Below are 25,784 nucleotides of genomic sequence, written 5' to 3'. Positions count from 1 at the left end.
CATGGTATACCTACCGCAAGCGAATGGTATATCTCATCCGTATTGTCGGCCGCAAAAGCAAGCTACTATAAAGCGAAATCCCGACGGAACCGGCTATGAATCCATCTCAGGCAAGGCTGGGCAGTCTTGATGCATTGCGTGGCCTCGCAGCTCTGGGGGTGGTGCTTTTTCATTACCTGCCCTATTACGACAAGCTCTTTGGCCATTCATTCGAGTTGCCGCAGCTGCTGACAGAGGCTCTGCTCTTTGGCCGTTACGGTGTGCACCTGTTCTTCATTCTCAGCGGCTTTGTCATCTTCATGACCCTTGAACGCACCCGCAATGCCGCCTGGTTTGGTTTGGCGAGGGCGGTGCGGCTGCTGCCAGCACTCTGGGCCGGCATTATTCTTACGTTCACCTCTGTGCATCTTCTTGGCCCCGAAAGCCGCGCGGTCAGTTTTGAAACCGCCTTGCTCAACGCAACCTTGCTGCATGAGTATTTTGGCGCCGAGCATGTGGATGGTGCTTACTGGAGCCTTGTCGTTGAGGTGACCTTCTACAGCTGGATGGCATTATTGTTTTATACCCTGCGGGACTGGTCACGGCTGCGCCTGGCCTTCTGGGTGTGGATGCTGGTGAGCTATGCAGGCGTGATCTGGTGGAAGCAGATACCTGAGGGCGTGGAGTTTCTGGTCAAGGACCTGATGTTTGTAAAATATGCCCCCCTGTTTATGGGCGGCATACTGATTTACCGCATTTACAAATACGGCCGGCCAGCGATGGCAGATACCGCATTGCTGGCGCTGGCGGTTTGCCACGGCCTGCTTGCCTACAAAATGCCCTACAGTTTTTTTGTACTGGGGTGTTTCACTGTGTTTGCTCTCGCTGTAGCCGGTCGCCTTAACTGGCTGGCAAACCGGCCCCTGCTGTGGCTGGGCAGCCTCTCCTACAGCCTCTATCTGGTGCACCAGAATATTGGATATGGGGTAATCAGCTGGAGCTACAACGCGGGTCTGCCGGGCTGGCTGGGCGTAATTCTCGCGCTCGCCACGGCATTTGTGCTTGCCTCGCTGATTCATTACACCGTTGAAAAGCCCACTCAGCGCCAGTTCCGTAGCTGGCGCCGTCGCTCTGAAGCTGTCACAACTGCGAGCACAACAGCAAAAGCCGTCGAATAGGCTAACCTTTGATCACTGGATCGACTAAATACCCGACTGCCGGAGTTTGGCCATGGAAATAAAAACCTTTGAAGATCTGATTGACTGGACCCGCCAGCTGCACGCTCACCTGGCTAGGTGCCTGCACGATGCAGCAGAGAAACACGGCAATGAACGCGCAAGTGCGCTTATGGACTACGTTGCCAGCCACGAAACCCTGTTAGCCAAGGCGGTGGCAGAATTCGAAAAACAGGCTGACCCAAAAGTACTGAAAACGCGGCTTTATGACTATCAAACGCACAAGCCCTTTACCCCTGGCGCGGCCTGCGATCCTCGGCTTACGACCATGAGCTTTGATGACATAGCCAAAGAAGTTTTTACCTTTCACGATGAGATTATGGAGCTGTACAAAACACTCATTGGCAAGGCTGAAATCGAGGGCGCAAAGACACTGCTAGAGGATCTCCTGTCCCTGGAACAACACCACGCCATGCAGCTTTCCAGCCAGATTGGCAGGATGAACGACCTTTGAGGCCACTCTTCGGCCTACGACCTATGTCTTACCCAGGGTGATTTTTCGTTTTACTGGCGCAGGTTACTTGTTAATGTGAACCAGTTGAAAGACCTCTCAAAAGAAGGTCCAGCTCGATCCATAACAATGACAAAAGGACACAAGAGCAATGAAAATCCGTTCTGTTCTATCGGCAGCCGTGCTCGCCGTAGCTGCTACGTTCACCTCCGCACAAGCCTTTGCACAAGACACCTTCACCCTGAAAATGGCAGAAACCTGGGGCCCGAACTTCCCGATTTTTGGTGACACAACCAAGAACTTTGCGAAGTCCGTCGAAACCATGTCTAACGGACGCCTCAAGATTCGCATAGATTCCGCCAACAAGCACAAAGCACCTCTGGGCGTGTTTGATATGGTGAAAGCTGGCCAGTACGACATGGGCCACTCGGCTTCCTATTACTGGAAAGGCAAGGTTCCTGAGACCCTGTTCTTCACCAGCATGCCCTTTGGCATGAATGCTATGGAACAATATGCCTGGTTCTACCATGGTGGCGGCATGGAACTCATGCAGGAAGTTTACGGCGCCCACAACATGCTGTCTTTCCCCGGCGGCAACACAGGCGTTCAAATGGGTGGCTGGTTTCGCGAGGAAATCAAATCGCTGGACGACCTCAAAGGTCTGAAAATGCGTATTCCTGGCTTCGCCGGTGAAGTCTTCGCAGAAGTGGGCGTGAATCCCACCAACATTGCACCAGGGGAGCTTTACACCGCATTGGAGCGCAACACCATTGATGCGGTTGAGTGGGTAGGTCCGGCCCTGGATTTGCGCCTTGGCTTTCAGCAGATTGCCGATTACTACTACACCGGGTGGCACGAGCCAGCTACCGAACTGCAGTTCCTGATCAACAAGAAAGTGTGGGAAAAGCTGCCGGCTGATCTGAAGGAAATCCTGCGTGTTGCCATGCGCACCGCCTCTTACGACATGCTGGTTCTTTCCCAGCACGCCAATGCGGAAGCCTGGGCCAACATCAAGAAAGACTATCCCAACGTGCAGATCAAACAGTTCCCACAGGATATTTTCCAAGCCATGTACGATGCCAACAAGAAACTCCTGAAAGAAGCGTCTGCGAGTAACGAGCAAGCAGCCCGGATTGTGAAGTCGCAACAGGACTATCTGGCGCAAAGCCGTGCTTACACCGATATTTCTGAACGCGCCTACCTGAACACCATGGGCACAGTCGAGTAAGATAGCGCTTGAAAAGGAGCCGGGATCGCTCTGAAGGTGATCCCGGTTTTGTTGTTTATAGCAATAGCAGAATCGCCAACCCCCAGGCGGAGGATAGTGAATGCAGTGGATTATAAAGCTGGATGAGGGCCTGGCCCGCGTATCCATTTTTTGCGGCTGGATTACCTGCGTTGCAATGCTGCTGATGGCAGGCAATGTGTTTTACGACGTTGTCGCCCGATACGCATTCAATGAAGTGTCCATTGGCATGCAAGAAATGGAATGGCACCTCTACTCAGTGGTGTTTCTGCTCGGCATCCCCTATGCACTGCGCACCGACGGCCACGTAAGGGTTGATGTGTTTTACACGCGCTGGAGCAACAAGGCCAAGGCTTGGGTAAACCTGACAGGTGCCCTGCTGTTCGTTGTGCCATTTGCCTGGCTGATAGGCATCTATGGGTATGATTTTGCTCTGGACGCTTACACCATGGGCGAAGGCAGTGGTGATCCGGGGGGGTTGCCGTATCGCTGGGTGATCAAATCTGTAATCCCGCTCTCGGCGTTTTTTATCGCCATTGCCGGCCTGAATATGGCCACCTTTGCCCTGCGCGTAATGGCTGGCGACAAGCAGTACGATGTAGAGCACAGCGGAGGGGGCCTCGCATGATCGGCATGGTTATGTTCCTCGTCGCCCTGTTCATGCTGATGCTGGGCTTCCCTGTTGCCTTCACATTTGGCGGCGTTGCCTTGTTCTTTGGCGTATTTGCAGAAGGTATGGATCTGTTCGCCTTCATGCCTTATCGCATCATGAGCGTAATGCAGAACACGGTGTTGATGGCCGTACCCCTGTTTATCTTCATGGGCGTTATTCTGCAACGCACGCGCCTGGCAGAGCAGTTGTTAACATCCATGGGTCGCTTGTTTGGTGGCCTGCCCGGTGGCCTGGCCATTTCAACCATCCTTGTGGGCGCACTGCTTGCAGCCTCAACCGGTGTTGTGGGGGCAAGCGTGGTGGCTATGGGGCTGATTTCTTTACCTGTCATGCTGGCCCACAAGTACGACAAACGCCTGGCAACCGGCACCATCTGCGCAGCGGGCACCCTTGGGCAGATAGTTCCCCCATCAATCATTCTGATCATTCTGGGCGACGTGCTTGGGCTCCCCGTAGGGGATCTGTTCAAGGCAGCCGTTGGGCCGGGCGTGGTTCTCATTGGCCTCTACATTGTCTACATTCTGGTGGTAACCCGCTTCAAGCCGGAGACTGCCCCGGCCATGCCGAAAGACAACAGCGTGTCCCGTAAAAAGGAAATCATGAACGCTCTGTTGGCGATCATTCCGCCACTGGCATTGATTGTTATAGTGCTTGGCTCGATCTTTACTGGCATAGCGACACCCACAGAATCCTCCGCATTGGGCGGCATCGGCGCCATTATTCTGGCCATTATCTATCGTCAGTTCTCATTCCAGATGGTGTGGGACGCCTCGAAAGATACGGTTAAAGTAACCGCCATGGTGTTTGCCATCCTGATCGGTGCAACCGCCTTCTCCATGGTGTTCAGCTACACCGGTGGCGATTATCTGCTGGAGGAATGGATGCTGGCGCTTCCGGGCGAGAAGTGGGGCTTTATCATCCTGGCCATGCTGGTGATTATGATTCTGGGCTTCTTCATCGACTTTGTGGAAATCTCCTTCATCATCGTGCCTATTCTGGCGCCGGTAGCAGAAGCCCTGGGTATCAATATGCTCTGGTTTGCCATACTCATCGCCATGAACCTGCAAACCAGCTTCCTCACACCGCCTTTCGGGTTCTCCCTGTTCTATCTCAAAGGAGTTGCGCCGCCAGAAGTGCGAACGGTCGACATCTACAAAGGGGTCTTGCCGTTCATCCTCCTGCAGGTATTGGTACTGGCAATGATCGTGATATTCCCGGAGTGGTTTGGCATGAGTTCCTCTTACTGACACTGAACGCAGCCGGGTCGCCCGGTCCGGCTGCAACTTCTCTCCCCGCACAGACCTGACAAACGCAAAACCTTTTCTATACTGAACAGACAATCAAACATTCTCAGACAAGTATTCGGGATTAGCCTTGGCGTAGAGCCGCCGGCCTGAACAGCAATGTTAAGGTAAAAGAGGAAAAGTCCGTGAACCAGAACAGTGCCCAAAAGAGCACCAAAAGGAGTGCTCAAGCCACTGGGCTTAACGAACACTCAAATCAACGCCATGTCCTCAACCTTCCTTTACAGAATACCCACGTAGAGCGCGCACCCCATACCCATGAGCGCTGGCTTGTCGCCAAGCTGATGCGTATGGCAGGGTCTCCCCCGATTCGCTTTCAGCTATGGAATAGCGATGTGATTGAGCCATCGGACCAGCCGGCCCGGTTTACCATAAGGCTTGCAGACCCGAAGGCGCTCTATGCTCTGGTTACCAACCCCAACCTGGCCTTTGGCGACCTTTACAGCGCGGGCCGACTGGATGTAGAAGGCGATCTGCCAGAGCTAATGGTTACTATCTATCAGGCTATCCACCAAGCCCGACAGAAATGGCCAAGATGGCTTGAAGCCTTATGGCGAAACCACACCCCCCGCTCAACAGGCCTGATGGAAGCTCGAGACAATATTCACCACCATTATGATCTGGGTAATGACTTCTATCAGCTCTGGCTGGATAAGGCCGAAATGCAGTACACCTGCGCCTACTACGAGCGGCCAGAACTGAGTTTGGAGCAGGCTCAACTGGCAAAGATGGAACATGTATGCAGAAAACTCAGGCTCAAACCGGGCATGACCGTGGTTGAAGCCGGCTGTGGCTGGGGAGGGCTTGCACGCTACATGGCTCGAAACTATGGGGTAACCGTTCATGCCTACAATATTTCCAGGGAGCAGATCGCCTATGCTCGCGAACAGGCGCGCCAGCAAGGGCTGGAAAGCCAGATTGAGTACATTGAAGACGACTACAGAAACATCCGGGGACAATATGATGCGTTCGTTTCGGTGGGCATGCTGGAACACGTAGGCAAGGAGAACTACCTGGAGTTATCTGAACTGATAAAACGCACGCTCAGCCCCAATGGCATGGCGTTGCTTCACAGCATCGGTCGAAACACGCCCATGCTGATGAACGCCTGGATTGAAAAGCGCATTTTCCCCGGGGCCTATCCCCCGAGCATTGGCGAAATCATGGCGCTGTGTGAGCACAGCAGTTTTTCCGTACTCGATGTAGAAAACCTCCGCCTTCACTATGCCGAAACTCTCAGTGAGTGGCTGGAGCGCTTCAATACAGTCGAAGCAAACATCACTGACATGTACGACGAGCACTTCACCCGCGCCTGGCGAATGTATCTGGCCGGTTCCATTGCCGCCTTTCGGGCAGGTTCGCTGCAGCTTTTCCAGGTTGTATTCACCCACGGCGACAACCACCAGCTGCCCAAAACTCGACAGGACTTGTACCACTTCCCCGCTGCCCCCGAAAACGCTTGAGGTTACCGGCTATGGAATCCTATGACCTGATTATAATTGGTGCCGGCCCGGCGGGGTCGACTCTGGCCAAATCTCTGGAAAATAGTGGCAAGCGTATTCTGCTGATTGATAAGCAGGATTTCCCTCGGGACAAAACCTGCGCCGGCTGGGTAACCCCTGCAGTCATTGATGCCCTCGACATTGATTTGGCTGAGTACGGCAATGCCCGAACGCTTCAACCGATACGCCGTTTTCGAATTGGGATGATGGGGCAGCCGGCAGTGGAAAACGATCATGGCAGCACCATCAGCTATGGTATCCGGCGCTGTGAGTTTGACGATTATCTTCTGGCGAGAACCAGCGTGCCAAAGCAACTCGGCACACCCGTAAAAAGCATTGTTCGAAAGGATGATAACTGGCTGATCAATAACGCCTTCAGTGCCCCATTACTGGTGGGTGCCGGCGGGCACTTCTGCCCGGTTGCGAGGCTGATTGGTGATGGCCCGGGAGGCCATGAAACTGTCGTGGCCGCCAAGGAAATCGAATTCGAAATGACTCCGGAGCAGGCCAAAGCCTGCGAAGCCCGGGGAGACACACCCGAGCTCTGGTTTTGCAAAGACCTCAAAGGTTACGCCTGGGTATTTCGTAAGGGCAATTTTCTGAACATTGGCCTTGGGCGCGAGGATAATCACAAACTGACCGAACATTTACAGGATTTTGTCGAGACCATGAAAACAACGGGCAGGATTCCTTCCGACTTGCCCGGTCGCTTCAAGGGGCACGCTTATTTGCTTTATGATCATGCCGCACGAGCGCTGGTAGACGATGGTCTGCTCCTGATTGGCGATGCGGCTGGGCTTGCCTATACCCAAAGTGGTGAAGGGATTCGCCCAGCCATTGAGTCCGCATTGCTGGCAGCTGACGTTATCCGGCACGCACAGGATTTCTCTGCTACCACCTTGCAGGCCTATGGCGATGCCATAGCAGCGCGCTTTGGGCACCGACGATCTGTTACCGAGGAGGGTTTTCAGGTGCCGGACTGGATCAAAATGCCTCTGGCAGGCACTTTGATGCGTTCGCACTGGTTTACACGCAAGGTAGTGACTGAAAAGTGGTTCCTGCACCAGGAGCTACCAGCCTTGGCTGCAAACTCGTGATACTCGCACTGTAGGCGGGTATCAAAAGATCAGGCATAAAAAAGGCGGCCGATTGGCCGCCTCGTAACTGCTTCCTGAGTTTAGTGCCCCAGGTAACTGCGATACATCCAGACCGTTTTTTCCTGCTGGGATATGTAATCGCTCATCAGTGCCACTGTGCCTTCATCTTGAGCATCGCCCGCAAGATTCAGCAAATCCCGCTGTTTGCCAATCAGCTTGGCAAAACTGTCGACGATATTGTTCATGGCCGTTTTGCCATCAGCAACGTCTTTCTGCTCCGGGATTTCGGAGCGCTCAATGTAGGTGCTATATGCGTGGGAAGGACGGTGCCCAAGCGTAAGAACGCGCTCTGCAATTTCATCAATCTTGAGCAGAAGATCGTCGTACAACTCCTCAAATTTCACATGCAACTCAAAAAAGTTATCGCCTTTGATATTCCAGTGATAACCGCGCACGTTCATATAAAAAATCTGGTAGTTGGACAGCAGATCATTAAGAGAGTCGGACAGTTTTACTGTTTTTTCTTTATCCAGACCAATAAAGTTCTTAGTCATCGTACATCTCCTTCGTGGCTGTTAATTCGAACCTGAAACCAATATAACCAAGGCTTCAGGTGTGCGTGAAGTTAACTTATCGCATACACGCCATAGCGGGAATCAATCCCCGGCAGAAAACCTAGACACCAGGGCCGCAATCCGTGCAATCACCCTCTGGAACCGGCCCAATGTTGAGGTTCTGATTCAGATCTCTGAGCGCCGTTCTAACTCCTTCTTCAATAACCGGGTGGTAAAACGGCATTTCCAGCATTTCACTGACCGTCAACCGCCGCTGTACCGACCAGGCCAAGAGGTGTGCAATGTGCTCCGCTGCCGGGCCAAACATCTCAGCCCCCATGAACAACCCACTGCCATGCTCGGCGTAGACTCGAAGCAGGCCTCGGTTCTTACCAATCACCCGACTCCGGCCCTGGTTTTCAAAGGACACTTCGCCAACTGCGAAGCAGCCTCCACAGCGCTTGTCCACCTCATTGATTGTTAAGCCCACACTGGCTATCTGGGGGTCGGTAAACACAACTGCAAGGGGCGTGCTTCGCTTACCGGCCCTTACCTCCGGGTAAGACGCCGCGTTATTTCCGGCAATTCGCCCTTCATCTGCGGCTTCGTGCAGCAGCGGCAAATTGTTGTTGGCATCCCCGGCAATAAAGATATGGCTCTGGCCGCAACGCAGTGTGTGCGCATCGAACAAAGGCATGCCCCTGTCATCCAGCTCTATATCCGCATTCTGTATATCCAGGTTATCTACGTTGGGTCTGCGGCCCGTGGCCGCGAGCAGGTACTCAAAGGTTTCGGTTTTCTCGCCCGCATCACCATCGCTAAATGTAACGGCCACTCCACCATCCACACGCTCGACCCGCTTCACGTCGCCATCCGGGTCCAGGGGAAACTCTTCATTGAAGCGTTTGAGCGCATACTCTCGAATACTGTCATCCTGAATCGGGCCCACAGCGCCGCCCACTCCGAACATGCGTACCCGAACACCCAGGCGACTGAGCGCCTGGCCCAACTCCAGCCCGATCACACCCGGCCCGAAAACCACCACAGACTCTGGCAAGTCCTGCCAATCGAAAATATCGTCATTTATCACCAGACGATCTTTTGCTTCTTTCAGAAAGCCCGGAATATTCGGGCGGGAACCGGTTGCGATGATAATGCGCTGAGCGCTAATTTCGATTTTGTTGTCTACGATGAGCCGGTTGGGCCCAGCAAAACGTGCGTGGCCCATAATCTTATGCTCCTCGGAGAACGCCTCCACTGTGCGAATAACCGAAGCAACAAAGCGGTCACGTTCCGAACGAACCCGCTCCATAACCTGCTTGCCATCCACTGAAATTTTGCCTGGGGATACTCCAAACTGGCCTGCGTGTGCCATCTGATATGCGCTGTCTGCAGCGGCCAGTAGCAGTTTACTCGGCATGCAACCCACTCGAGCACAGGTAGTGCCATACTGATCACCCTCAATTAGCACTACTTTATCAGTGACCTTTCGCACACGACTGTAGGCAACCATTCCCGCCGTACCTGCACCAATAATGGCAACGTCAACTTCTCGCTTTTCCATAAAACAGTCTCCAGACCGTTATTCCCGGGAGCCGGGAACGTGGGTGAAATTTCCTATCGTGATGACACCAGTATAGAAGCCGGAATTATTTTATTCGGTACGTGAAAAAACCGACGGCTGGATTTATGCTGACAGGCTTGCAAAGGTTCTGACACACTCTGATTCCCCACAAGCCTTTGCGCCAATGCCTGATACAGCCTAGTCCAGATACAAAGAACCCAGAGAGAAATTTGCGTATGAACAGTTACTGGCCGGAATTCTTTACTGTGGCACTCGTTCACCTGCTCGCTGTTGCAAGCCCGGGGCCGGATTTTGCTGTAATGCTGAGGCAGGCCCTGTGCCAGAGCCGGAGAAATGCGCTGCTCACCGCAGCCGGCATCGGGGTCGGTATTCTGGTGCACGTCAGCTATTCACTGCTGGGTATTGGCTTGATCATCCAGCAGTCGATCTTGTTGTTCACCATTCTCAAAATTGCAGGTGCGCTCTACCTCACCTGGATCGCTGTGCAGTGCCTGAGAGCCCAGGAAGGTGGGGTTTACGTGGACACAAAAAACAGCTCTCAACAGACAGGACTTGCTGCTCTGAGGCTTGGTTTTCTGACCAATGCCCTGAACCCAAAGGCTACGTTGTTCTTTGTCTCGCTATTCTCGGTGATCATAAGCCCAGGCACACCTGTTGCTGTGCAGGCCGGATACGGCGCTTATATGGCGCTGGCAACCGGGCTTTGGTTCACCCTGGTTGCTGTGTTTTTCACGCTGCCTGCCGTGCGCAAAAACTTTAACCGCTTTGGCCACTGGCTGGACCGGCTCATGGGCGGTGTGCTGCTGCTGTTAGCTGGCCAGCTTTTGCTCTCTACAGTGAGCGGAGCAGAGCCTCCGTCTGATCCCAGCTCAGGCATGGGTCAGTAATAGAACAGCCATAACGCAGGTCGTCGCCATCATTTTGCCGGCCGGCCTCCAAAAAGCTTTCCAGCATCAGGCCCCGAATACCTGCAGAACCCGCATGCTTCTGGCGCATCACTTCACGGGCTACGTCGATCTGTCGCTCAGCCTGCTTACAGGCATTATCGTGACTGCAATCCACCATGATTGCGGCACACAGGCCGGCATCAGACAAACTCTTCGTGGCATGCTGAATGCTCTGTTCGTCATAATTGGTGATGCCACGGCCGCCACGCAACACAAGGTGAGTGTCCGGGTTACCACGAGTGCTGACCATAACCGGTGTTCCGTGGCTGGATACGCCCAAGTGGTGATGCGGATGAGCACCAGACTGCATCGCGTTGATAGCCACGCTGATCCCGCCATCGGTACCATTCTTGAACCCGGCAGGCATGGGCAAGCCGCTAACCATTTCACGGTGAATCTGGGATTCAGTGGTGCGGGCTCCAATCGCCGTCCAGCTTACGAGATCGCCCAGATAGTCCATGGCAAAGGGACTCAGCGCTTCTGTGGCAAGCGGCAATCCCATCTCGGCCAGATTCAGAAGCAGGCGGCGCGAGCGCAGCAAACCTTCGTTAAGGTCGCCCGATCCCGTGCGTTCGGGATCGTACAGCAACCCCTTCCAGCCTACTGTCGTTCTTGGCTTCTCCAGGTAGGCTCGCATCACAATCAGAAAACGGTCGCTGAGCGCATCGGCCAGAACTTTGAGTTTTTCACCATACTCCAGCGCGGCTACCTCATCGTGAACCGAGCAAGGTCCCACTACAATCAGCGTGCGCTCGTCTGAGCCGTGTAAAATATCCCGCACAGCTTGCCGGTGCCTGCCCACCTGCCGGGCAAGTCGCTCATCGACAGGCAGGCGCTGGCGCAGCTCAGCCGGCGTTGGTAATGCAGTTTCCTGCCGATGTGTTGCGGCGGCACTCTGCATCTGACGTTCCCCAACAGTGTTTAAAGGCATGTTCATGTCTGTGTTCCCGTTTCCTTGCTTCAGAATCAAAAAAGCCCCGGCTGGGCTACAGTCGGGGCTTTTTTGATTCCGACGGCAGCCTGGTTTTTTCGCCGGGCTGCCATCCTCGTTGTTCGTTTTTTGAAGATGTTATGGGCGGCCCTGGCTCTGGCTATAATAAAAGCCATAACCAAACCACCAAAAAAATACAGCAGCGACTGCCGCCAACGGTTTTTGGCCGAAAGCTTGCAAAACATTCAATTGACAGATCGCTTGTGTCGTCTTCATGCTTATCAATATATACCCCGGGTTTTCAACTTGGCAACCCGTAAACCGGATTATTTAACAAACAAACCGGCTTTATCAGAAGGATGGGAACCAGCTATGGCACTGAAATCAAGGAATCTCAGCTTCCTGCTCCTTTTTATAACTGCGCTTGTACTTTTTTCCGGAGCTGGCACTGCACACGCTGAATCCCGGGCTTATCAGCTCAAAAACCGGCCCGCGACAGACGTTGCCAGCCAGGTAAGGGAGCTCTACCAGGGTGAGCCCATCTCTATTACCACCCGGGACCAACAGCTGGTTATCCGCGGCGAACAGCAACTGCTGGATGAAATAGCAACCCTGATTGACACACTCGATGTGGCCCCTGCACAACTCCGAATCACTGTGCGGTCTACAGAAGATATTGGCGGCAAGCGCTCCGGCGCTGGTGTTACCTCAACACGCAACGAAATTGGCGTAACCGCAGAGCACAAGGTTACCAGCACCGGCGGCTCCCGGGAAAGAAGCCTTGTGGTTATGGATGGGCAGTCTGCTCATATCAGCTCAGGCCAGGTACGCACCCTGCCCTTCGCAGTGCGCGGTGGCCGAAACCCTGCCGCTATTTTGACCCAGGTAGAAACGCGCAGTGGGTTCGTGGTTAGCCCACAGGTGATTTCAGATCGCTCGGTGGAACTGAACATTGTGTCTTTCGAGGCCGACCCTGCCGAACTGAAGGGTTATGATACTCAAGCAGTTGTCACCATTCGCAGAGTAGAGCCTGGACAGTGGATTTCCCTTGGCAGCACGTCAACGGAATCTACCAGCAGGCAATCAGGCATTGCTTACAGCGTGAATAGTAGCCGGTCTGATAATCGCAGCTTTGAAGTCAAGGTCGACGTCATCCACTAACCTTCACTCCCTGGTACGCAGTAATACACTTTTGGCTTCGTTGATTTTTGCGGCCAGATAATCGCTCCCGCCGCGATCCGGGTGCAGCTTCTGTATGAGGCGGCGGTGCGCCAAAACAACATCCTCTTTTGAGCAAGCCATTGTAACACCCAGTATTTCGCAAGCCTCTCGCTCTGTCATGCCATTACCTGGCGTTTGCCCGGCCCCGGCGTGATCTGCATTTGGCCCGACACTATCCTTTCCGGTAAACAGGCGATTAAGCGCCGGAAAGAAACGGGCAAGCTCGGGCAATTTACGCAGCAACGGGATCAGTGCTGCAACGGAGGCTGTCAGCACATGCACCCGGCCGGTTAAAACCATTACAAGCAGAAACACCCCGCCAACAATAAGTACGAGCTTCCAGGTTGCGGCTTTCTTCTTTTCCGCAGACAATCTGCCCCACTGTTTCAGAATTACAAAGACGGCTGCCGCCAGCGCAATTCCCAATATCCAATGCATGAATGATCCCTTGCCGCTAAAAGAACGTAATTCTGGCACCTAGTGTAACGACAATGTTCGTCAAAAGTACCTACAAACCGGTGACAACAGCACGCGGAATTTTGTAGCATGCTATGTTTTGTCGCGAATCAATCCTTCCCGCATCCAAACAGAGATTTCCAGGACCAGAATTATGCGCACTGCTTCCCGCTTCCTGATCGCAATTATTTTCCTTGGCGTGGTGCTTGGTGGCATCTTCGGCTACAAGTTTTACCAGTTCGGCCAAATGGGAGAAATGCTGTCCAAACCCCAACCGCCTGCAGAAATCGCTGCCACTGTCGCCCGCACTGAAAGCTGGACACCGTCGATCAAAGCGGTAGGCAGCATCAAGGCGGTAAATGGCATAGAGGTGGCGAATGAGATGCCGGGCGTTATCGAAACCATTAACTTTGAGTCTGGCGACGTCGTAAAACAGGGCGATATACTCATTCGCCTTAACACCGCAATTGATGAAGCAGCGGTGCGCACCCGCCGTGCAGAAGCACAGTTGGCTGAGCAAGAGTTCAAGCGCATCTCCGATCTGCTGCCAAAACGTGCCGTGTCACAGTCCCAGTATGATGAATCCAAGGCGAACTTTGATGCCGCTTCGGCACGTGTAAATGAAGCTGAAGCGCAACTGAGCAAGAAGATTATCAGAGCACCCTTTAACGGTACTCTGGGCATTCGTATGGTGGACCAGGGCGAATACATTCCCACAGGCACGCCGATTGTCGAAATTAACATGCTTGACCCGATCTACGTCGACTTCACTCTCTCTGAAAAGAACTTGCAGGGTGTTGCCCGAGGCTATTCTGTTGTCGCGACCGTTGCTGCAGTTCCTGAACAGGAATTTGAGGGTAAGGTCAGCGCCATCAATACCTCGGTGAATCCGGAAACCCGCACCGTGCGTGTGCGCGCCACCCTGAGCAATCCGCAGAAACTGCTGCGGCCAGGCATGTTTGCAACCATTCAGACCCTGCAGCCAAACGATAACGAAGTGGTGACCGTGCCCCGCACAGCTGTGTCTTACAACACCTACGGTGATTTCGTATTTGTTATTGAAGAAAATGACGAAGGTGAATTGACGGTCAATCGCCGCAGCGTCTCCACAGGTCAAACCCGAGACACCTATGTGGCTATTCTCTCCGGCCTCGAAGCTGGCGAGAAAGTAGTTTCCAAAGGATTGCTGAGACTCCGTGCAGGCCAGAAGGTCAAGATTCAGGACGAAGGTCAGGAAAAGCAGCCGCAGGAGGCATCTGAGTAATGCGATTCACCGACATTTTCATCCATCGTCCCGTATTGGCGACGGTGGTTAGCCTACTTATCCTGCTGCTCGGTGCCCGTGCCGCCATGGAAATGGAGATCCGGCAATACCCGGAGCTCGAAAGTACAACGGTTACGGTTACAACAGCCTATCCTGGCGCCAGCTCAGACCTCATCCAGGGCTTCATTACCACACCGCTGCAACAGGCAATCGCCGAAGCAAGCGGCATCGACTACCTGACCTCTACCAGCTCTCAGGGCGTGTCGACCATTGAAGCCAAGATGGAGTTGAACTACGACGCCAACGCAGCTCTTGCTGAAATTCAGGCAAAAGTCGCCAGCCAGCGTAACGTGCTTCCTGCAGACGCCCAAGACCCGGTTATTACCTCTACCACCGGTGACTCCACGGCCCTGATGTACATTGCCTTTTACAGCTCGGAAATGGCCGTACCGCAGATTACCGATTACCTGACCCGGGTGGTTCAACCCAGGCTTCAGGCACTCTCGGGCGTAGGTAAGGCACAACTCCTTGGCCGTAAGTTTGCTTTGAGGGTCTGGCTCGACCCGGAACGCCTTGCAGCTGTTGACATGACGCCCCAGGAAGTGGTCGCCAAGCTGCGCGCGAACAACTATCAGGCCGCTGTTGGCAACACCAAGGGCACCTATACCGAAGTCAGCATGACCAGTGACACAGATGTGGCGGACCCGAACGAGTTCCGAAATCTGGTGGTCAAACAGGTTAATGACACCCAGATTCGCCTACAGGACATTGCCCGAGTAGAGCTGGGATCAGAAACCTACAGCTCGCTGGCCCTGTATAAAGGACAGCCGGCAACCTATGTCGCTATCGAACTGGCGCCCGGCGCCAACCCGCTAACCGTGGCTGATTTGGTTAAAGGCGACCTCCCCGAAATCAAAAGCCAGTTGCCAGGCGATTTGGATGTGCGCCTGGCCTATGACGCGTCAGACTTTATTGAAGACTCCATAAACGAGGTCATCCGTACCCTGCTTGAAGCCATGGGTATTGTGCTTGTGGTGGTTTTCCTTTGCCTGGGCTCAATTCGTGCTTCAATCGTTCCTTCGGTCGCCGTGCCGCTGTCGTTGATTGGCGGTGCCTTTATCATGTTGATGTTCGGGTTCTCGCTGAACCTGCTCACATTACTGTCCATGGTTCTGGCCATTGGCCTGGTGGTGGACGACGCCATCATCATGGTAGAGAACGTACACAGGCATATTGAAGCGGGTGAATCGCGGTATGAGGCAGCACTACACGGTGCCCGTGAGATGGCCGTGCCAATCATTGCAATGACCACCACCCTGGTAGCCGTTTACGCACCCATCGGGTTCATGGGCGGCCTTGTGGGCTCTCTGTTTACTGAATTCGCCTTCACCCTTGCGGGCACGGTCGTTGTTTCAGGCATCGTTGCCCTGACGCTGTCTCCCATGCTTTCTGGCATGGTACTCAAGCCCCACGGCAACCCCGGCAAGTTTGAAAAACTGGTAGAACGCACGTTTAACGGCATTGCTTCTGGCTATAAGTCGGCCCTTGGCTCTCTGATGGAAACCAAATCCGTTGTGGTGTTCTTTGCACTGATTGTCCTGGGCTCCATCTACTTCATGGCCATGATGAGCCAAAACGAGCTGGCGCCCACTGAAGATCAGGGCATTCTGTTCTACCAGGGTCTTGGGCCCCAGACAGCCACGCTAGACTACTTGCTTGAGCATGGTGAGGAAGTACAGGGCCGCCTGGCTGCGACCCCGGGTTATGCTGAAGACTTTATGATCGTGGGCATAACCGCACCCAACGCCGTATTCGGTGGTTTCAAAATGGAACCTTGGAGCAAGCGTGACGTGAGCCAGTTTGAGGTTCAGCCACAGCTTGATGCTGCCCTCAAGAAAGTAACAGGACTGCAAACCGCAGCATTTGCGCCTCCCGCGCTTCCCGGATCTGGTGGCGGTTTGCCGTTCCAGTTCGTGATCACCACAGGTAGCAGCTATGAGCAGCTCGACCAGGTGGCCGACGAGATGCTGGGCAAGGCAATGGCCAGCGGCAACTTTATGTTCCTGCAAAAATCCATCAACTTCGACCGTCCGGTTACGCGTATCAACGTGGATCGCGACCGGGTTGCCGATCTCGGGCTATCAATGCAGGACGTAGGGCAGTCGCTTTCCAGTATGCTGGGTGGCGGTTATATCAACCGTTTCAGCATGGAAGGCCGCTCCTATCAGGTCATCCCGCAGGTGGATCAGAAGTTCCGCCTGGATGAGCAGGCGCTGAACGACTATTACATTCGTACCGGCAAGGGCGATCTGGTGCCACTGGGCAGCGTTGTGAGCTTCACCCACGATGTTGAGCCGTCCAACCGCACACAGTTCAACCAGCAGAACTCCCTCACTCTGCAGGGCGTGGTTATGCCAGGTGTCGCTGCGGGTACAGCCATGGACTTCATGGAACAAACCGCTGACGAAGTGTTCCCTCTGGGCTTCACTTACGACTACACCGGTCAAAGCCGACAGCTGGCCACTCAAGGCAGCGCACTGGTTGTTACTTTCTTCCTGTCGCTACTGGTCATCTATCTGGTGCTTGCGGCGCAGTTTGAGAGCTGGCGCGACCCGTTCATCATCCTGGTTTCGGTTCCCATGTCGATCGCCGGCGCAATGGCGTTTATCGTACTTGGCTTTGCGACCATGAATATCTATACGCAGGTAGGCTTGATTACCCTGATCGGGGTTGTCTCCAAGAACGGCATACTTATTGTAGAGTTCGCCAACCTGCTGCAGAAAGACAAAGGCATGAACAAAACGGATGCTGTTATTGAGGCAGCGGCCATTCGCTTGCGCCCAATCATCATGACCTCGCTGGCGTTGATCTTTGCCATGGTGCCTCTGTTGCTGGCCGCTGGCCCAGGCGCAGAAAGCCGCTTTGCTATCGGCCTGACCATCTGTGCCGGCCTGGGCATTGGCACACTGTTCACTGTTTTCGTGCTGCCAGCGTTCTACATTCTGCTGGCGCGTGATCACAACGAAGGTAAAGACCAACAGGATGGTGATCCAAAACCCCTGCCCGTGACGTCCTGACGGGTAGCGGATAAGTAGGAAAACCCGGCTCACTGAACGGTGAGCCGGGTTTTTTTATGAAAGGCTTTTATAAGAGAAGAATGGCCAAGCGCCGGTATTGGCTAAAGCTCAAGCAGGGCTACTACGATAGGGATCAGCAATTATGTCTTGTACTTGTTGCCAACGCTGCGGCCGGGCCATCAAAAAGCCCTGCCCACGCTGACACTTCAACTCACATAGTTCCTCATACTGCGCCTGGGTTTCGACACCTTCTGCAACCACATCAAGATCTAGCGCCTCGGCTATTCCCAGAATCGCCGTTACAATCTGTGAACCACCACTTTGGCCGCCAAGACTGCTAATGAACTGGCGATCAATCTTGAGAACTTGCACTGGCAGGTTTTGCAGATACGCCAGCGATGAATAACCGGTTCCAAAATCATCAATCGCTATCCCGACCCCCTGCTCACGCAACGCTCTCAGTGTTTCCAGGCATTGGTCAGAAAGGTTCATCACATGGGTCTCTGTGATCTCTATTTCCGGGCGCCAGCCGAGTTCACGAATACGATCAAATAAAGGGCCTATCGCTAAGCCCAACCGGGCATCCGTGATCTGGCGCGCAGATATGTTGATTGCCAGGCCAGGCCTGCCCTGCAACGCCGGGCGTGCATCCCGTAAATCCCCCATAATGCCGCGCACCAGCTGCTGGGTGATTTCATGAATCTGACCACGGCGTTCCGCCAACGGAATAAAATCGCCGGGGGACACAGGCCCGAACGCCGGGTGTTCCCAGCGCAACAAGGCCTCAACTCCCACAACCTGCCCTGAGCAGAGGTCGTACTGTGGCTGGTAAACCACATAAAACTCGTCAGATGCGGTTTTAAGCGAAACCGTCAGAGCTTCAGAAAGCTCATGCTCACGGCGGCCTTTCTCGTCGTCCTCTTCACTGTAAATGCGATAACACGAGCGCCCTGCCAGTTTGGCCATGTGCATGGCACGATCTGCCTTTTGCAGAAGTTCTGTACCATTTTCACCATGTACCGGATATACCGCAGCCCCTGCAGATGCCGAGATGAAACACTCACGCTCGCCAACAATCACGGGGGCACGAAACGCCTGAATCATGCGCTCGCATATCTCATGCAGCATGCTGTATTGCTGAAGCTCCACAATGACGGCAAATTCATCACCTGAAAGCCGGGCTACTATGTCATCCTTGCCCACAACACTCTGGATGCAGCTTGCCGCCTGCTTCAGCACACCATCGCCACGTTCGTGGCCATGCAAGCTATTGATCATTTTGAAAAAATCGAGATTAACAAACAGAACAGCGAAGCAGGCTTCACCCCGTCTGTGCTGGCTGACGCGAGCGTTCAGGAACTCCTTGAATAACGAGCGGTTAGGTAGTTCCGTAAGCGGGTCATAATAGGCAAGTGAGGCCAGGCGCTCATCTGCCCCTGCTCTCTCGCCCATATCCATAAACATTCCGACATACACATGCTGGCCGTTGTCTTCCATGGCGTAAATACTGAGCCACTGTGGGTAGTCTTCACCGTTCTTTTTCCGGTTCCAGATCAGCCCTTCCCAACGCCCGTCACTGGCAAGAGACTGCCACATAACTCTGTAGAACTCTGGCGTATGAAGCCCGGAACTCAAAACCGAAGGGGATTTGCCCACCACGTCGTCAGACTGGTAGCCAGTGACAGAGTAGAACATGTGGTTTACGTAGGTAATTCTGGGCTCTTTGGTAGCAATCATGATTGCGCGCGGATACTGATCCACCAATGCCCTGAAATCGTGCGGCTGCTCAATTTGCATGAACTACATGCTCCTGGTACTTCAGTCCGCAATGCTCTCTTCTGCGCACTATTCACTCTAGAGGGAAGCAGCCCGCTTAACATTCCGTGTTGCATGTAAGCTGGATGAACTTCCTTGTAATGGTAAATAGTAACCAAATGAACAACGATTCACCATTCTACAGGCGCAAGCAATTTCCCAATGCAGGTTTGCAGCCAGTCCGCCCCATAGTGATTCCCCAAACACCCACAATTAAGGTAGGCTGGAACTCGACCCGCTATCACTTTCGGAAATCTGCCACTATCGTGTTGTTATTATGACTCTTGGGACACTGTTCTGGCTGTTTACAGCTGGTTTTGCTATCTGGTACTGGTGGCGTGCCAAGGCCATTAAGGACTCGGTGCTACAGGCTGCTCACCGCTACTGCAAAACAATGGACGTGATGCTCCTTGATGATGCTATCTATCTCAGGGGGATCTGGTTCAAGCGGGATGATCAGGGCCAACTCCGCGTTTGGCGGCGCTTCCTGTTCGATTTCACATCCACGGGTGAAGAGCGCTACAGCGGCCGGATTGTCATGCTTGGCCCGCGCATCCTGCACATGGAACTGGACCCTCACCGGTTTTCCTGACTTGTATAACTGCAGTTCCCGATCTAAAACCATCTCAGATCATCACTGAAACATCCCTGTAATAATTCTGCCTCATTCTTCCCGCAACGCTAACTATCTGTTGTTATGAGGTTTTACGATGCTGCAACACCACCCGCTCCATCTGCAGAGCGCCCTGTTGGGCGTGTTCTGCCTTTTTTTGATATTCAATGCACCTGTAATCCAGGCCGAAGGTATGGAGATTCACGGTTCCAATACCATTGGCGCCGAACTCGCCCCTCTGCTTGTTGAAGGCTTCCTGAAAAATCGTGGTAGCGATCCGGTACGGATTCTTGCCAATGGCAAAGATAATGAGAAACTCCTGATTGGAAATCAGAGCGGCACACCCCTGAGAATCCTGGTAGCCGCCCATGGCTCCAGCACTGGTTTCAAAGCACTGGAGGCAAGAAAGGCAGATGTGTGGGCCTCCTCCCGCCCCGTCAAACCGGCTGAGGTGCAAAAAATGGCCGGGCAAACCAACCTGAGGGATTCCGGTAGCGAGCATGTGGTTGCCATAGACGGCCTCGCGGTATTGGTTCATCAGTCAAACCCAGTCGATCAACTGGACATCAATACTCTGGCCGGAATATTTTCGGGCAAAATCAGCAACTGGTCAGAGGTCGGCGGCGCCAACCGACACATCAACCTGTACGCCCGGGATGATCGCTCCGGGACTTGGGATACCTTCAAAAGCCTGGTTCTGAGCGAGCCGCACTCCCTTCACTCTTCTGCCCGGCGTTATGAATCAAATGACCAACTCTCGGATGATGTCAGCATCGACCCCGGCGGCATTGGCTTTTCCGGGCTTGCTTCTGTTCGCGATAGCAAAGTGCTGGCGATTTCTGATGGCCAGGCGCCCGCACTAAAACCTTCCAGACTAACCGTTGCCAGTGAAGACTACCCGCTCTCCAGGCGCCTGTTTATGTACACCCATGGCAATTCCGCCTCGACTATTGCGAAGGACTTTGTTGAGTTCGTGTTGAGTGAAGAAGGTCAGGCCCTTGTATCAACCTCTGGCTTTGTTTCCCAAAACCCGCTTGCAGTTAAACCCGACCTGGCTGAAAGCACCCCTCCCACCTTTAAAGTGTTAACACGGAATTACAGTCGACTGACAGTCAACTTCCGCTTCTCTGAGGGGCGGACTACTTTGGACAACAAGGCGCAGAGAGATTTACAACGAATTGCTGACTTCCTCAGCAAGAAAGGCCTCACCTCAAATGATCTGATGCTTATCGGTTTTGCCGACCAGCAAACAGATGAGTTACGTGCACAGATGATCTCGGAACTGCGGGCGCTTTCTGTGCGCAAGGCACTCGCTGACTTCGGCGTTCGGGATGTCCGCTACACCGGTTACGGACACTATATGCCTGTGGGCATGGCAGGTGGAAAAAGCGGCCAACTGCGTAATGGGCGAGTGGAGGTATGGATTCGCGACCGCCAAGCGAGGTGACACTTCGGCAATCACCTATCCTTATAGCGCTCACAGATATGTTTGGGTTTCCTATACTGTCGGGGCCACTCCCAACCAACAGACAGAGACAATGGACATTCATAACGACCAGCGCTTTGCAATTAACCTGAACGTTCGAGGCATTCAGCCTTCCGCCACGCTTCGGATCAACGAGCTGAGCAACCAGCTCAAAGCCGAAGGCAAGGACATCATCAAGCTTGGGCTGGGCCAATCGCCCTTCCCGGTTCCCCAGCGCGTGGTGGATGCTCTTAAAGACCATGCTCACGAAAAAGACTACTTGCCGGTCAAGGGCCTGAAAAGCCTGCGTGAATCCATTGCCGGTTACATTAACCGCAGTGAGCGCATGCGGTGCACCTGGGAAGATGTTCTGATCGGCCCTGGCTCCAAGGAGCTGCTGTTTATTCTGCAGCTGGCCTACTACGGCGACCTGCTTATCCCACGCCCAAGCTGGGTTTCCTATGCGCCCCAGGCACGCATTATTGGCCGTTCAGTACACTGGCTGCCCACCCATGCCGAAAACAACTGGCAGCTGACCGCTGAAGAGCTGGACATCATTTGCCGGGACGATGCCTCTCGTCCGCGCATTCTGATACTCAACTACCCGTCCAACCCAACCGGTTGTACTTACACGGACGACCAGCTGCTGGCCATTGCCAATGTGGCCAGAAAGTACCGGCTAATCCTGCTCTCCGACGAGATCTATGGTGAAGTGCAGTTTGATGGAAAGCACAAGTCCATCGCCCGCTACTACCCGGAAGGCACCATCATCAGCACCGGGCTGAGCAAGTGGGCGGGCGCAGGCGGCTGGCGACTGGGTACTTTCATTTTCCCGAAGGAATTGCATGCCCTGCAGGACGCCATGGCCATCATCGCCAGCGAAACCTACACCTCCACCAGCGCACCCACACAGTACGCTGCCATCGCTGCTTTTGACGGTGGTGATGACATTGAGGAGTACCTCAAGCAATCCCGCCGTGTGCTTAAGGTGGTTGGTGAGTACATGCACTCCCGCCTGAGCGCCATGGGCGCGGTTGTGCAAAAGCCCGAAGGTGCATTCTATGTATTCCCGGACTTCTCCAACTTCCGGGACGAGCTTGCAAGAAAAGACATCAAGACCAGCCAGGCGTTTTGCCAGTCTTTACTGGAGAACACCGGTGTCGCCATTCTGCCTGCCAGCGACTTCGGGTTTGCACCCGACCACTTGGGCGCGCGCTTGGCGTTCGTTGATTTTGACGGTGCTGACGCCTTGCAACTGGCCGGTGAAGACCAGACAGGTCAGGAGTTGGGCAACGACTTTATCGAAAAGGCGTGCCCACGCCTGGTGAAGGCTATGGACAAGATGGAAGCCTGGCTGAACAGCCTCTGATCCAGCCGTGGTAGACTGGCGCTCTCACTCTTCAGAGAAGGTTCAAAGGGGGCGCCATGTCTGATTCTGTTTCCCTGCGGGACATTACCGATTTCGCAGAAGATCTGGCTACTGAAGCCGGAGAGTTGATTCGCAGGGAGCGTGATAAAACCACCCTCCGCACTGAATACAAATACGAAGCTGAATTGGTGACTCATGCCGATATAATGGCCGATGAATTCATCACCAGCGCCATTCAGAAACGCTTCCCGGATCATCGTATTCTGTCTGAGGAAAACACTCCGGACCTCAGCCAGGCCGAGAACCTCGAAACACCTCTTTGGATCGTTGACCCGATTGACGGCACCGTAAACTACGCCTACGGCCATCCGCAGGTTGCCGTGTCCATTGCCTACGCAGAAAACGGCCGCGTGCAAGCCGGCGTGGTACATGCACCCTTCCCCGGCGAAACCTTCCGCGCCACCCGCGGCGACGGCGCCACGCTCAACGGTAATCCTATTCACAATAGCGGTGCAACGGTTCCCAGAGACTCACTCTTTGCAACTGGCTTCCCTTACACCAAAGACAACCTGGCCCCACTGGTTAACCGCCTGAACGCAATGATCCATGAATGCCGCGACCTGCGCCGAATCGGTTCTGCCGCCCTGGATATTTGCTGGGTAGCCTGCGGCAGACTGGATATCTACTACGAAAACGTCAGCCCCTGGGATTTCGCCGCTGCGCGCCTGATCGCCCTCGAGGCTGGTGCCACAGCCGGCCACTTCAGCGAAGTGCCTGAGGGTTACCCGGCAGACCTTTGGGGCCGTGACATTCTGATTTCGGCGCCTGCCATCTGGGAGCCCATACGTCAGATTCTTCGGTCTGCTTCCGGGTATGAGTGAGGCTTGGGCCAAACAGCTTCAGCAACCAACTCCCAACTCTCGTCAAACTCAGCCGTGGGCAAACGAGAAAACGATGAGCGGATAAACCGCTGAATTCGGCCTTCCATAAACACCAGAACAAAATCCGCACCCCGAGTCGCACTGGTACGCGGCCGCAAGCCCTGACGGATGTCGCCTTCTTTCAGGGTTTGCCGAACCTGGGTTTCCAGGCGCTCGAAAAACTGGGAAGCACGCTTGCGCAGCGCCTCGTTTTCGCCAACCAAAGCATCGCCCGTCAGCACACAACACAAGCCCGGATTACGCTCGGCGAATACCAAAACCAGATGGGCTAACTGCTGCAAACGCACGCGCACATCTTCCTGCTCCTGCAGGATTACCTGGCAGCGGGAGAATACCGCTTCCTCCGCAAACTCCAGAAGCGCTTCAAACATCTTCCGCTTGCTGGGAAAGTGGCGGTACAGCGCCGCCTCTGTTACACCAACGGACTTGGCGAGCACAGAGGTGGTAAGCCTGGCGCCAGGTTCCTTTTCCAGCAACTCAAGAAGAGCGTGGAGGATAGCCTCCCGGCGACTCGGTTTCTGATCGGTTACAGCCATACTACAGTTCTCTCAATCAGAGCCTGACTTAAAAGAAAGTACCATCAAGAGGCGAAGATGCACTGGCGTACAGCTTTTTGGGCATCCGCCCTGCCAGATAGGCTTCACGGCCCGCTTCAATGGCCAAACGCATGGCGTTGGCCATTCTGATTGGGTCTTTGGCCTGCGCGATGGCGGTATTCATCAATACGCCGTCGCAACCCAGTTCCATGGCGATGGTGGCATCGGAGGCTGTGCCTACGCCCGCATCCACCAACACTGGAACCTTGGCATTTTCGACGATCAACCGGATGTTATAACGGTTCTGAATACCCAGCCCGGAGCCAATAGGCGCGCCCAAAGGCATGATGGCGATACAGCCCATTTCCTCAAGAATTGTGGCCAGCAAAGGATCGTCGGAACAGTAAACCATTACCTTGAAACCGTCTTTAATCAGTTCTTCCGCAGCTGCCAGGGTTTCCGGCATGTTCGGGTACAGGGTTTTGTGTTCGCCCAGCACTTCCAGTTTTACCAGATCGCGACCGTCTAGAAGTTCCCGCGCCAGCTTGCAGGTGCGCACTGCGTCTTTGGCGGTATAACAGCCTGCCGTGTTGGGCAGGATGGTGTAGCGGTCCGGGGAAATCACATCCAGAAGATTAGGCTCATCCGGATTCTGGCCCAGGTTTGTGCGGCGAACCGCCACAGTCACAATTTCAGCACCACTCGCTTCGATGGCACGGCCTGTTTCCGCCAGGTCACGGTATTTGCCGGTGCCAACCAGCAGCCGCGACTGATAAACGCGACCAGCAATTTCAAGCGGTTTATCTTCGGGCAACAGGATTTCTGGTGTGTCGGTCATAGTGTTTCCGGATTGGTAAAACGTAAGGATGTAATCTCTTGAACATGCATAACACAGCCAGGAGCCAGCCTGGCTAAATGGGGATTAACCGCCCCCTATGGCGTGTACCACCTCAACGCGGTCTCCATCATTGAGGGTAAACTCGACGTGCTGGCTGCGAGGCACTATGTCCTCATTTACTTCCACCGCCAGTCGCTTACCTGTCAGTGCCATTTCTTCTAACAATGATGAAACGGTGGCGCCTTTTGTGAGCACCATGGCTTCGCCATTTACCTGAACCTGCATAACGCCCCTAACCTCTCTCTTGATTCGTTTGCTGGCCCACGCCAGCGGTCAGCAACAATAGCCAGCCGATCATAAAACATACACCGCCCATGGGTGTAACCGGGCCAATCCACCGTATTTCGGTCAGCACCAGTGTATACAAGCTGCCACTGAACAACAGAATGCCTGCCACAAAGAATCCAGCAGCCAGCCCGAGCCATCGCCGCGAAAGCCCAAAGCCTGCCAGCAAAGCAACCAGTACCAGCGCAATGGCGTGATACATCTGATAGGTAACCGCCGTTTGGAAGACTTCCAGGCTGCGCTCGCTCACCAGGTTACGCAGGCCATGGGCACCAAATGCTCCAGCCATGACCGCAGTGAGGGCAAAAAACGAACCGATCATAATGGGCAGGCGCATAAG

General features: G+C 54.1%; 24 protein-coding genes. 15 read left to right on the top strand and 9 right to left on the bottom strand.

From position 1 onward, the window contains the following. Positions 1 to 95: 95 nt before the first annotated feature. From RKA07_RS13445 to RKA07_RS13415, 7 genes are all read left to right on the top strand, one after another. Complete coding sequence (locus RKA07_RS13445; protein ID WP_310966541.1) at positions 96 to 1,157, top strand: acyltransferase family protein; 1,062 nt, start codon at positions 96 to 98, stop codon at positions 1,155 to 1,157. Between the two features lie 52 nt (positions 1,158 to 1,209). Further along, a complete protein-coding gene (locus RKA07_RS13440; RefSeq protein ID WP_200202187.1) occupies positions 1,210 to 1,668 on the top strand; it encodes an ATPase in 459 nt (152 codons plus the stop codon). 148 nt (positions 1,669 to 1,816) lie between these two features. Then, positions 1,817 to 2,893 (top strand): TRAP transporter substrate-binding protein, encoded by a 1,077-nt coding sequence (locus RKA07_RS13435; protein ID WP_200202188.1) that lies wholly within the window; start codon positions 1,817 to 1,819, stop codon positions 2,891 to 2,893. Between the two features lie 100 nt (positions 2,894 to 2,993). Beyond that, positions 2,994 to 3,539 carry a TRAP transporter small permease subunit gene (locus RKA07_RS13430; RefSeq protein ID WP_310966539.1) on the top strand — a complete coding sequence of 182 codons (546 nt, stop codon included), beginning with the start codon at positions 2,994 to 2,996 and terminating at the stop codon, positions 3,537 to 3,539. Continuing rightward, entirely contained in the window at positions 3,536 to 4,831 is a 1,296-nt protein-coding gene (locus RKA07_RS13425; RefSeq protein WP_310966538.1) for a TRAP transporter large permease, read from the top strand. The genes RKA07_RS13430 and RKA07_RS13425 overlap by 4 nt, the downstream gene beginning before the upstream one ends. Before the next feature lie 182 nt (positions 4,832 to 5,013). Next, positions 5,014 to 6,351 (top strand): SAM-dependent methyltransferase, encoded by a 1,338-nt coding sequence (locus RKA07_RS13420; protein WP_200369747.1) that lies wholly within the window; start codon positions 5,014 to 5,016, stop codon positions 6,349 to 6,351. Positions 6,352 to 6,362: 11 nt separating this feature from the next. Next, on the top strand, positions 6,363 to 7,487 hold the full coding sequence (locus RKA07_RS13415) for an NAD(P)/FAD-dependent oxidoreductase (RefSeq protein WP_200369748.1): 1,125 nt from the start codon (positions 6,363 to 6,365) through the stop codon (positions 7,485 to 7,487). A gap of 80 nt (positions 7,488 to 7,567) precedes the next feature. On the opposite strand, the gene RKA07_RS13410 is transcribed toward RKA07_RS13415, so the two are convergent. Then, positions 7,568 to 8,041 carry a Dps family protein gene (locus RKA07_RS13410; RefSeq protein WP_200369749.1) on the bottom strand — a complete coding sequence of 158 codons (474 nt, stop codon included), beginning with the start codon at positions 8,039 to 8,041 and terminating at the stop codon, positions 7,568 to 7,570. A 121-nt stretch (positions 8,042 to 8,162) separates the two neighbouring features. Beyond that, positions 8,163 to 9,605: a dihydrolipoyl dehydrogenase gene (locus RKA07_RS13405; protein WP_310966535.1), complete on the bottom strand. Its 1,443-nt coding sequence runs from the start codon at positions 9,603 to 9,605 to the stop codon at positions 8,163 to 8,165. A gap of 236 nt (positions 9,606 to 9,841) precedes the next feature. Between RKA07_RS13405 and RKA07_RS13400 the strand changes: the two genes are divergently transcribed. Beyond that, positions 9,842 to 10,513: a LysE family transporter gene (locus tag RKA07_RS13400; protein WP_200202195.1), complete on the top strand. Its 672-nt coding sequence runs from the start codon at positions 9,842 to 9,844 to the stop codon at positions 10,511 to 10,513. Here RKA07_RS13400 and RKA07_RS13395 read toward each other — a convergent pair. Further along, positions 10,458 to 11,510, bottom strand: coding sequence for a 3-deoxy-7-phosphoheptulonate synthase (locus tag RKA07_RS13395; RefSeq protein WP_200369750.1), 1,053 nt, complete (start codon positions 11,508 to 11,510; stop codon positions 10,458 to 10,460). The genes RKA07_RS13400 and RKA07_RS13395 overlap by 56 nt on opposite strands. A 366-nt stretch (positions 11,511 to 11,876) precedes the next feature. On the opposite strand from RKA07_RS13395, the gene RKA07_RS13390 reads away from it, so the two are divergent. Next, positions 11,877 to 12,665 carry a secretin N-terminal domain-containing protein gene (locus RKA07_RS13390; RefSeq protein WP_310966533.1) on the top strand — a complete coding sequence of 263 codons (789 nt, stop codon included), beginning with the start codon at positions 11,877 to 11,879 and terminating at the stop codon, positions 12,663 to 12,665. Positions 12,666 to 12,668: 3 nt separating this feature from the next. On the opposite strand, the gene RKA07_RS13385 is transcribed toward RKA07_RS13390, so the two are convergent. Then, positions 12,669 to 13,163 (bottom strand): J domain-containing protein, encoded by a 495-nt coding sequence (locus RKA07_RS13385; RefSeq protein WP_310966532.1) that lies wholly within the window; start codon positions 13,161 to 13,163, stop codon positions 12,669 to 12,671. A 172-nt stretch (positions 13,164 to 13,335) separates the two neighbouring features. Here RKA07_RS13385 and RKA07_RS13380 point away from each other — a divergent pair, with 172 nt between their 5' ends. Together RKA07_RS13380 and RKA07_RS13375 are read left to right on the top strand one after the other, a co-directional pair. Then, positions 13,336 to 14,445, top strand: a complete 1,110-nt coding sequence (locus RKA07_RS13380; protein WP_310966531.1) for an efflux RND transporter periplasmic adaptor subunit — start codon at positions 13,336 to 13,338, stop codon at positions 14,443 to 14,445. Next, a complete protein-coding gene (locus tag RKA07_RS13375) occupies positions 14,445 to 17,522 on the top strand; it encodes an efflux RND transporter permease subunit (RefSeq protein ID WP_200202200.1) in 3,078 nt (1,025 codons plus the stop codon). Before RKA07_RS13380 ends, RKA07_RS13375 begins: the two co-directional genes overlap by 1 nt. Positions 17,523 to 17,630: 108 nt before the next feature. Here the strand turns inward: RKA07_RS13375 and RKA07_RS13370 are convergent, their stop codons facing one another. Beyond that, positions 17,631 to 19,319: a putative bifunctional diguanylate cyclase/phosphodiesterase gene (locus tag RKA07_RS13370; RefSeq protein ID WP_310966530.1), complete on the bottom strand. Its 1,689-nt coding sequence runs from the start codon at positions 19,317 to 19,319 to the stop codon at positions 17,631 to 17,633. 295 nt (positions 19,320 to 19,614) lie between these two features. Here RKA07_RS13370 and RKA07_RS13365 point away from each other — a divergent pair, with 295 nt between their 5' ends. The 4 genes from RKA07_RS13365 to RKA07_RS13350 all read left to right on the top strand — a co-directional run bounded on the left by RKA07_RS13365 (position 19,615) and on the right by RKA07_RS13350 (position 23,665). Then, positions 19,615 to 19,929 carry a DUF3301 domain-containing protein gene (locus tag RKA07_RS13365; RefSeq protein ID WP_200202202.1) on the top strand — a complete coding sequence of 105 codons (315 nt, stop codon included), beginning with the start codon at positions 19,615 to 19,617 and terminating at the stop codon, positions 19,927 to 19,929. Positions 19,930 to 20,047: 118 nt separating this feature from the next. Then, positions 20,048 to 21,397 carry a substrate-binding domain-containing protein gene (locus RKA07_RS13360; protein WP_310966529.1) on the top strand — a complete coding sequence of 450 codons (1,350 nt, stop codon included), beginning with the start codon at positions 20,048 to 20,050 and terminating at the stop codon, positions 21,395 to 21,397. Positions 21,398 to 21,488: 91 nt separating this feature from the next. Beyond that, positions 21,489 to 22,784: a pyridoxal phosphate-dependent aminotransferase gene (locus RKA07_RS13355; RefSeq protein ID WP_310966528.1), complete on the top strand. Its 1,296-nt coding sequence runs from the start codon at positions 21,489 to 21,491 to the stop codon at positions 22,782 to 22,784. Positions 22,785 to 22,840: 56 nt separating this feature from the next. After that, positions 22,841 to 23,665 (top strand): inositol monophosphatase family protein, encoded by an 825-nt coding sequence (locus tag RKA07_RS13350; RefSeq protein WP_200202205.1) that lies wholly within the window; start codon positions 22,841 to 22,843, stop codon positions 23,663 to 23,665. Here the strand turns inward: RKA07_RS13350 and slmA are convergent. From slmA to RKA07_RS13330, 4 genes are all read right to left on the bottom strand, one after another. Next, positions 23,632 to 24,261, bottom strand: coding sequence for a nucleoid occlusion factor SlmA (gene slmA / locus RKA07_RS13345; RefSeq protein ID WP_200369754.1), 630 nt, complete (start codon positions 24,259 to 24,261; stop codon positions 23,632 to 23,634). The genes RKA07_RS13350 and slmA overlap by 34 nt on opposite strands. Before the next feature lie 28 nt (positions 24,262 to 24,289). Beyond that, entirely contained in the window at positions 24,290 to 25,099 is an 810-nt protein-coding gene (locus RKA07_RS13340) for a thiazole synthase (RefSeq protein ID WP_310966527.1), read from the bottom strand. Positions 25,100 to 25,183: 84 nt separating this feature from the next. After that, positions 25,184 to 25,384: a sulfur carrier protein ThiS gene (gene thiS / locus RKA07_RS13335; protein WP_200202207.1), complete on the bottom strand. Its 201-nt coding sequence runs from the start codon at positions 25,382 to 25,384 to the stop codon at positions 25,184 to 25,186. Between the two features lie 7 nt (positions 25,385 to 25,391). Further along, positions 25,392 to 25,766, bottom strand: a complete 375-nt coding sequence (locus RKA07_RS13330) for a DUF423 domain-containing protein (RefSeq protein WP_200369936.1) — start codon at positions 25,764 to 25,766, stop codon at positions 25,392 to 25,394. Positions 25,767 to 25,784: the final 18 nt, after the last annotated feature.

The sequence above is a fragment of the Marinobacter xiaoshiensis genome, assembly GCF_031631795.1.
Lineage (GTDB): Bacteria > Pseudomonadota > Gammaproteobacteria > Pseudomonadales > Oleiphilaceae > Marinobacter > Marinobacter xiaoshiensis.
Note: the sequence above shows the minus strand (reverse complement) of the source record. Positions and strands in the feature narration are given on the sequence as shown.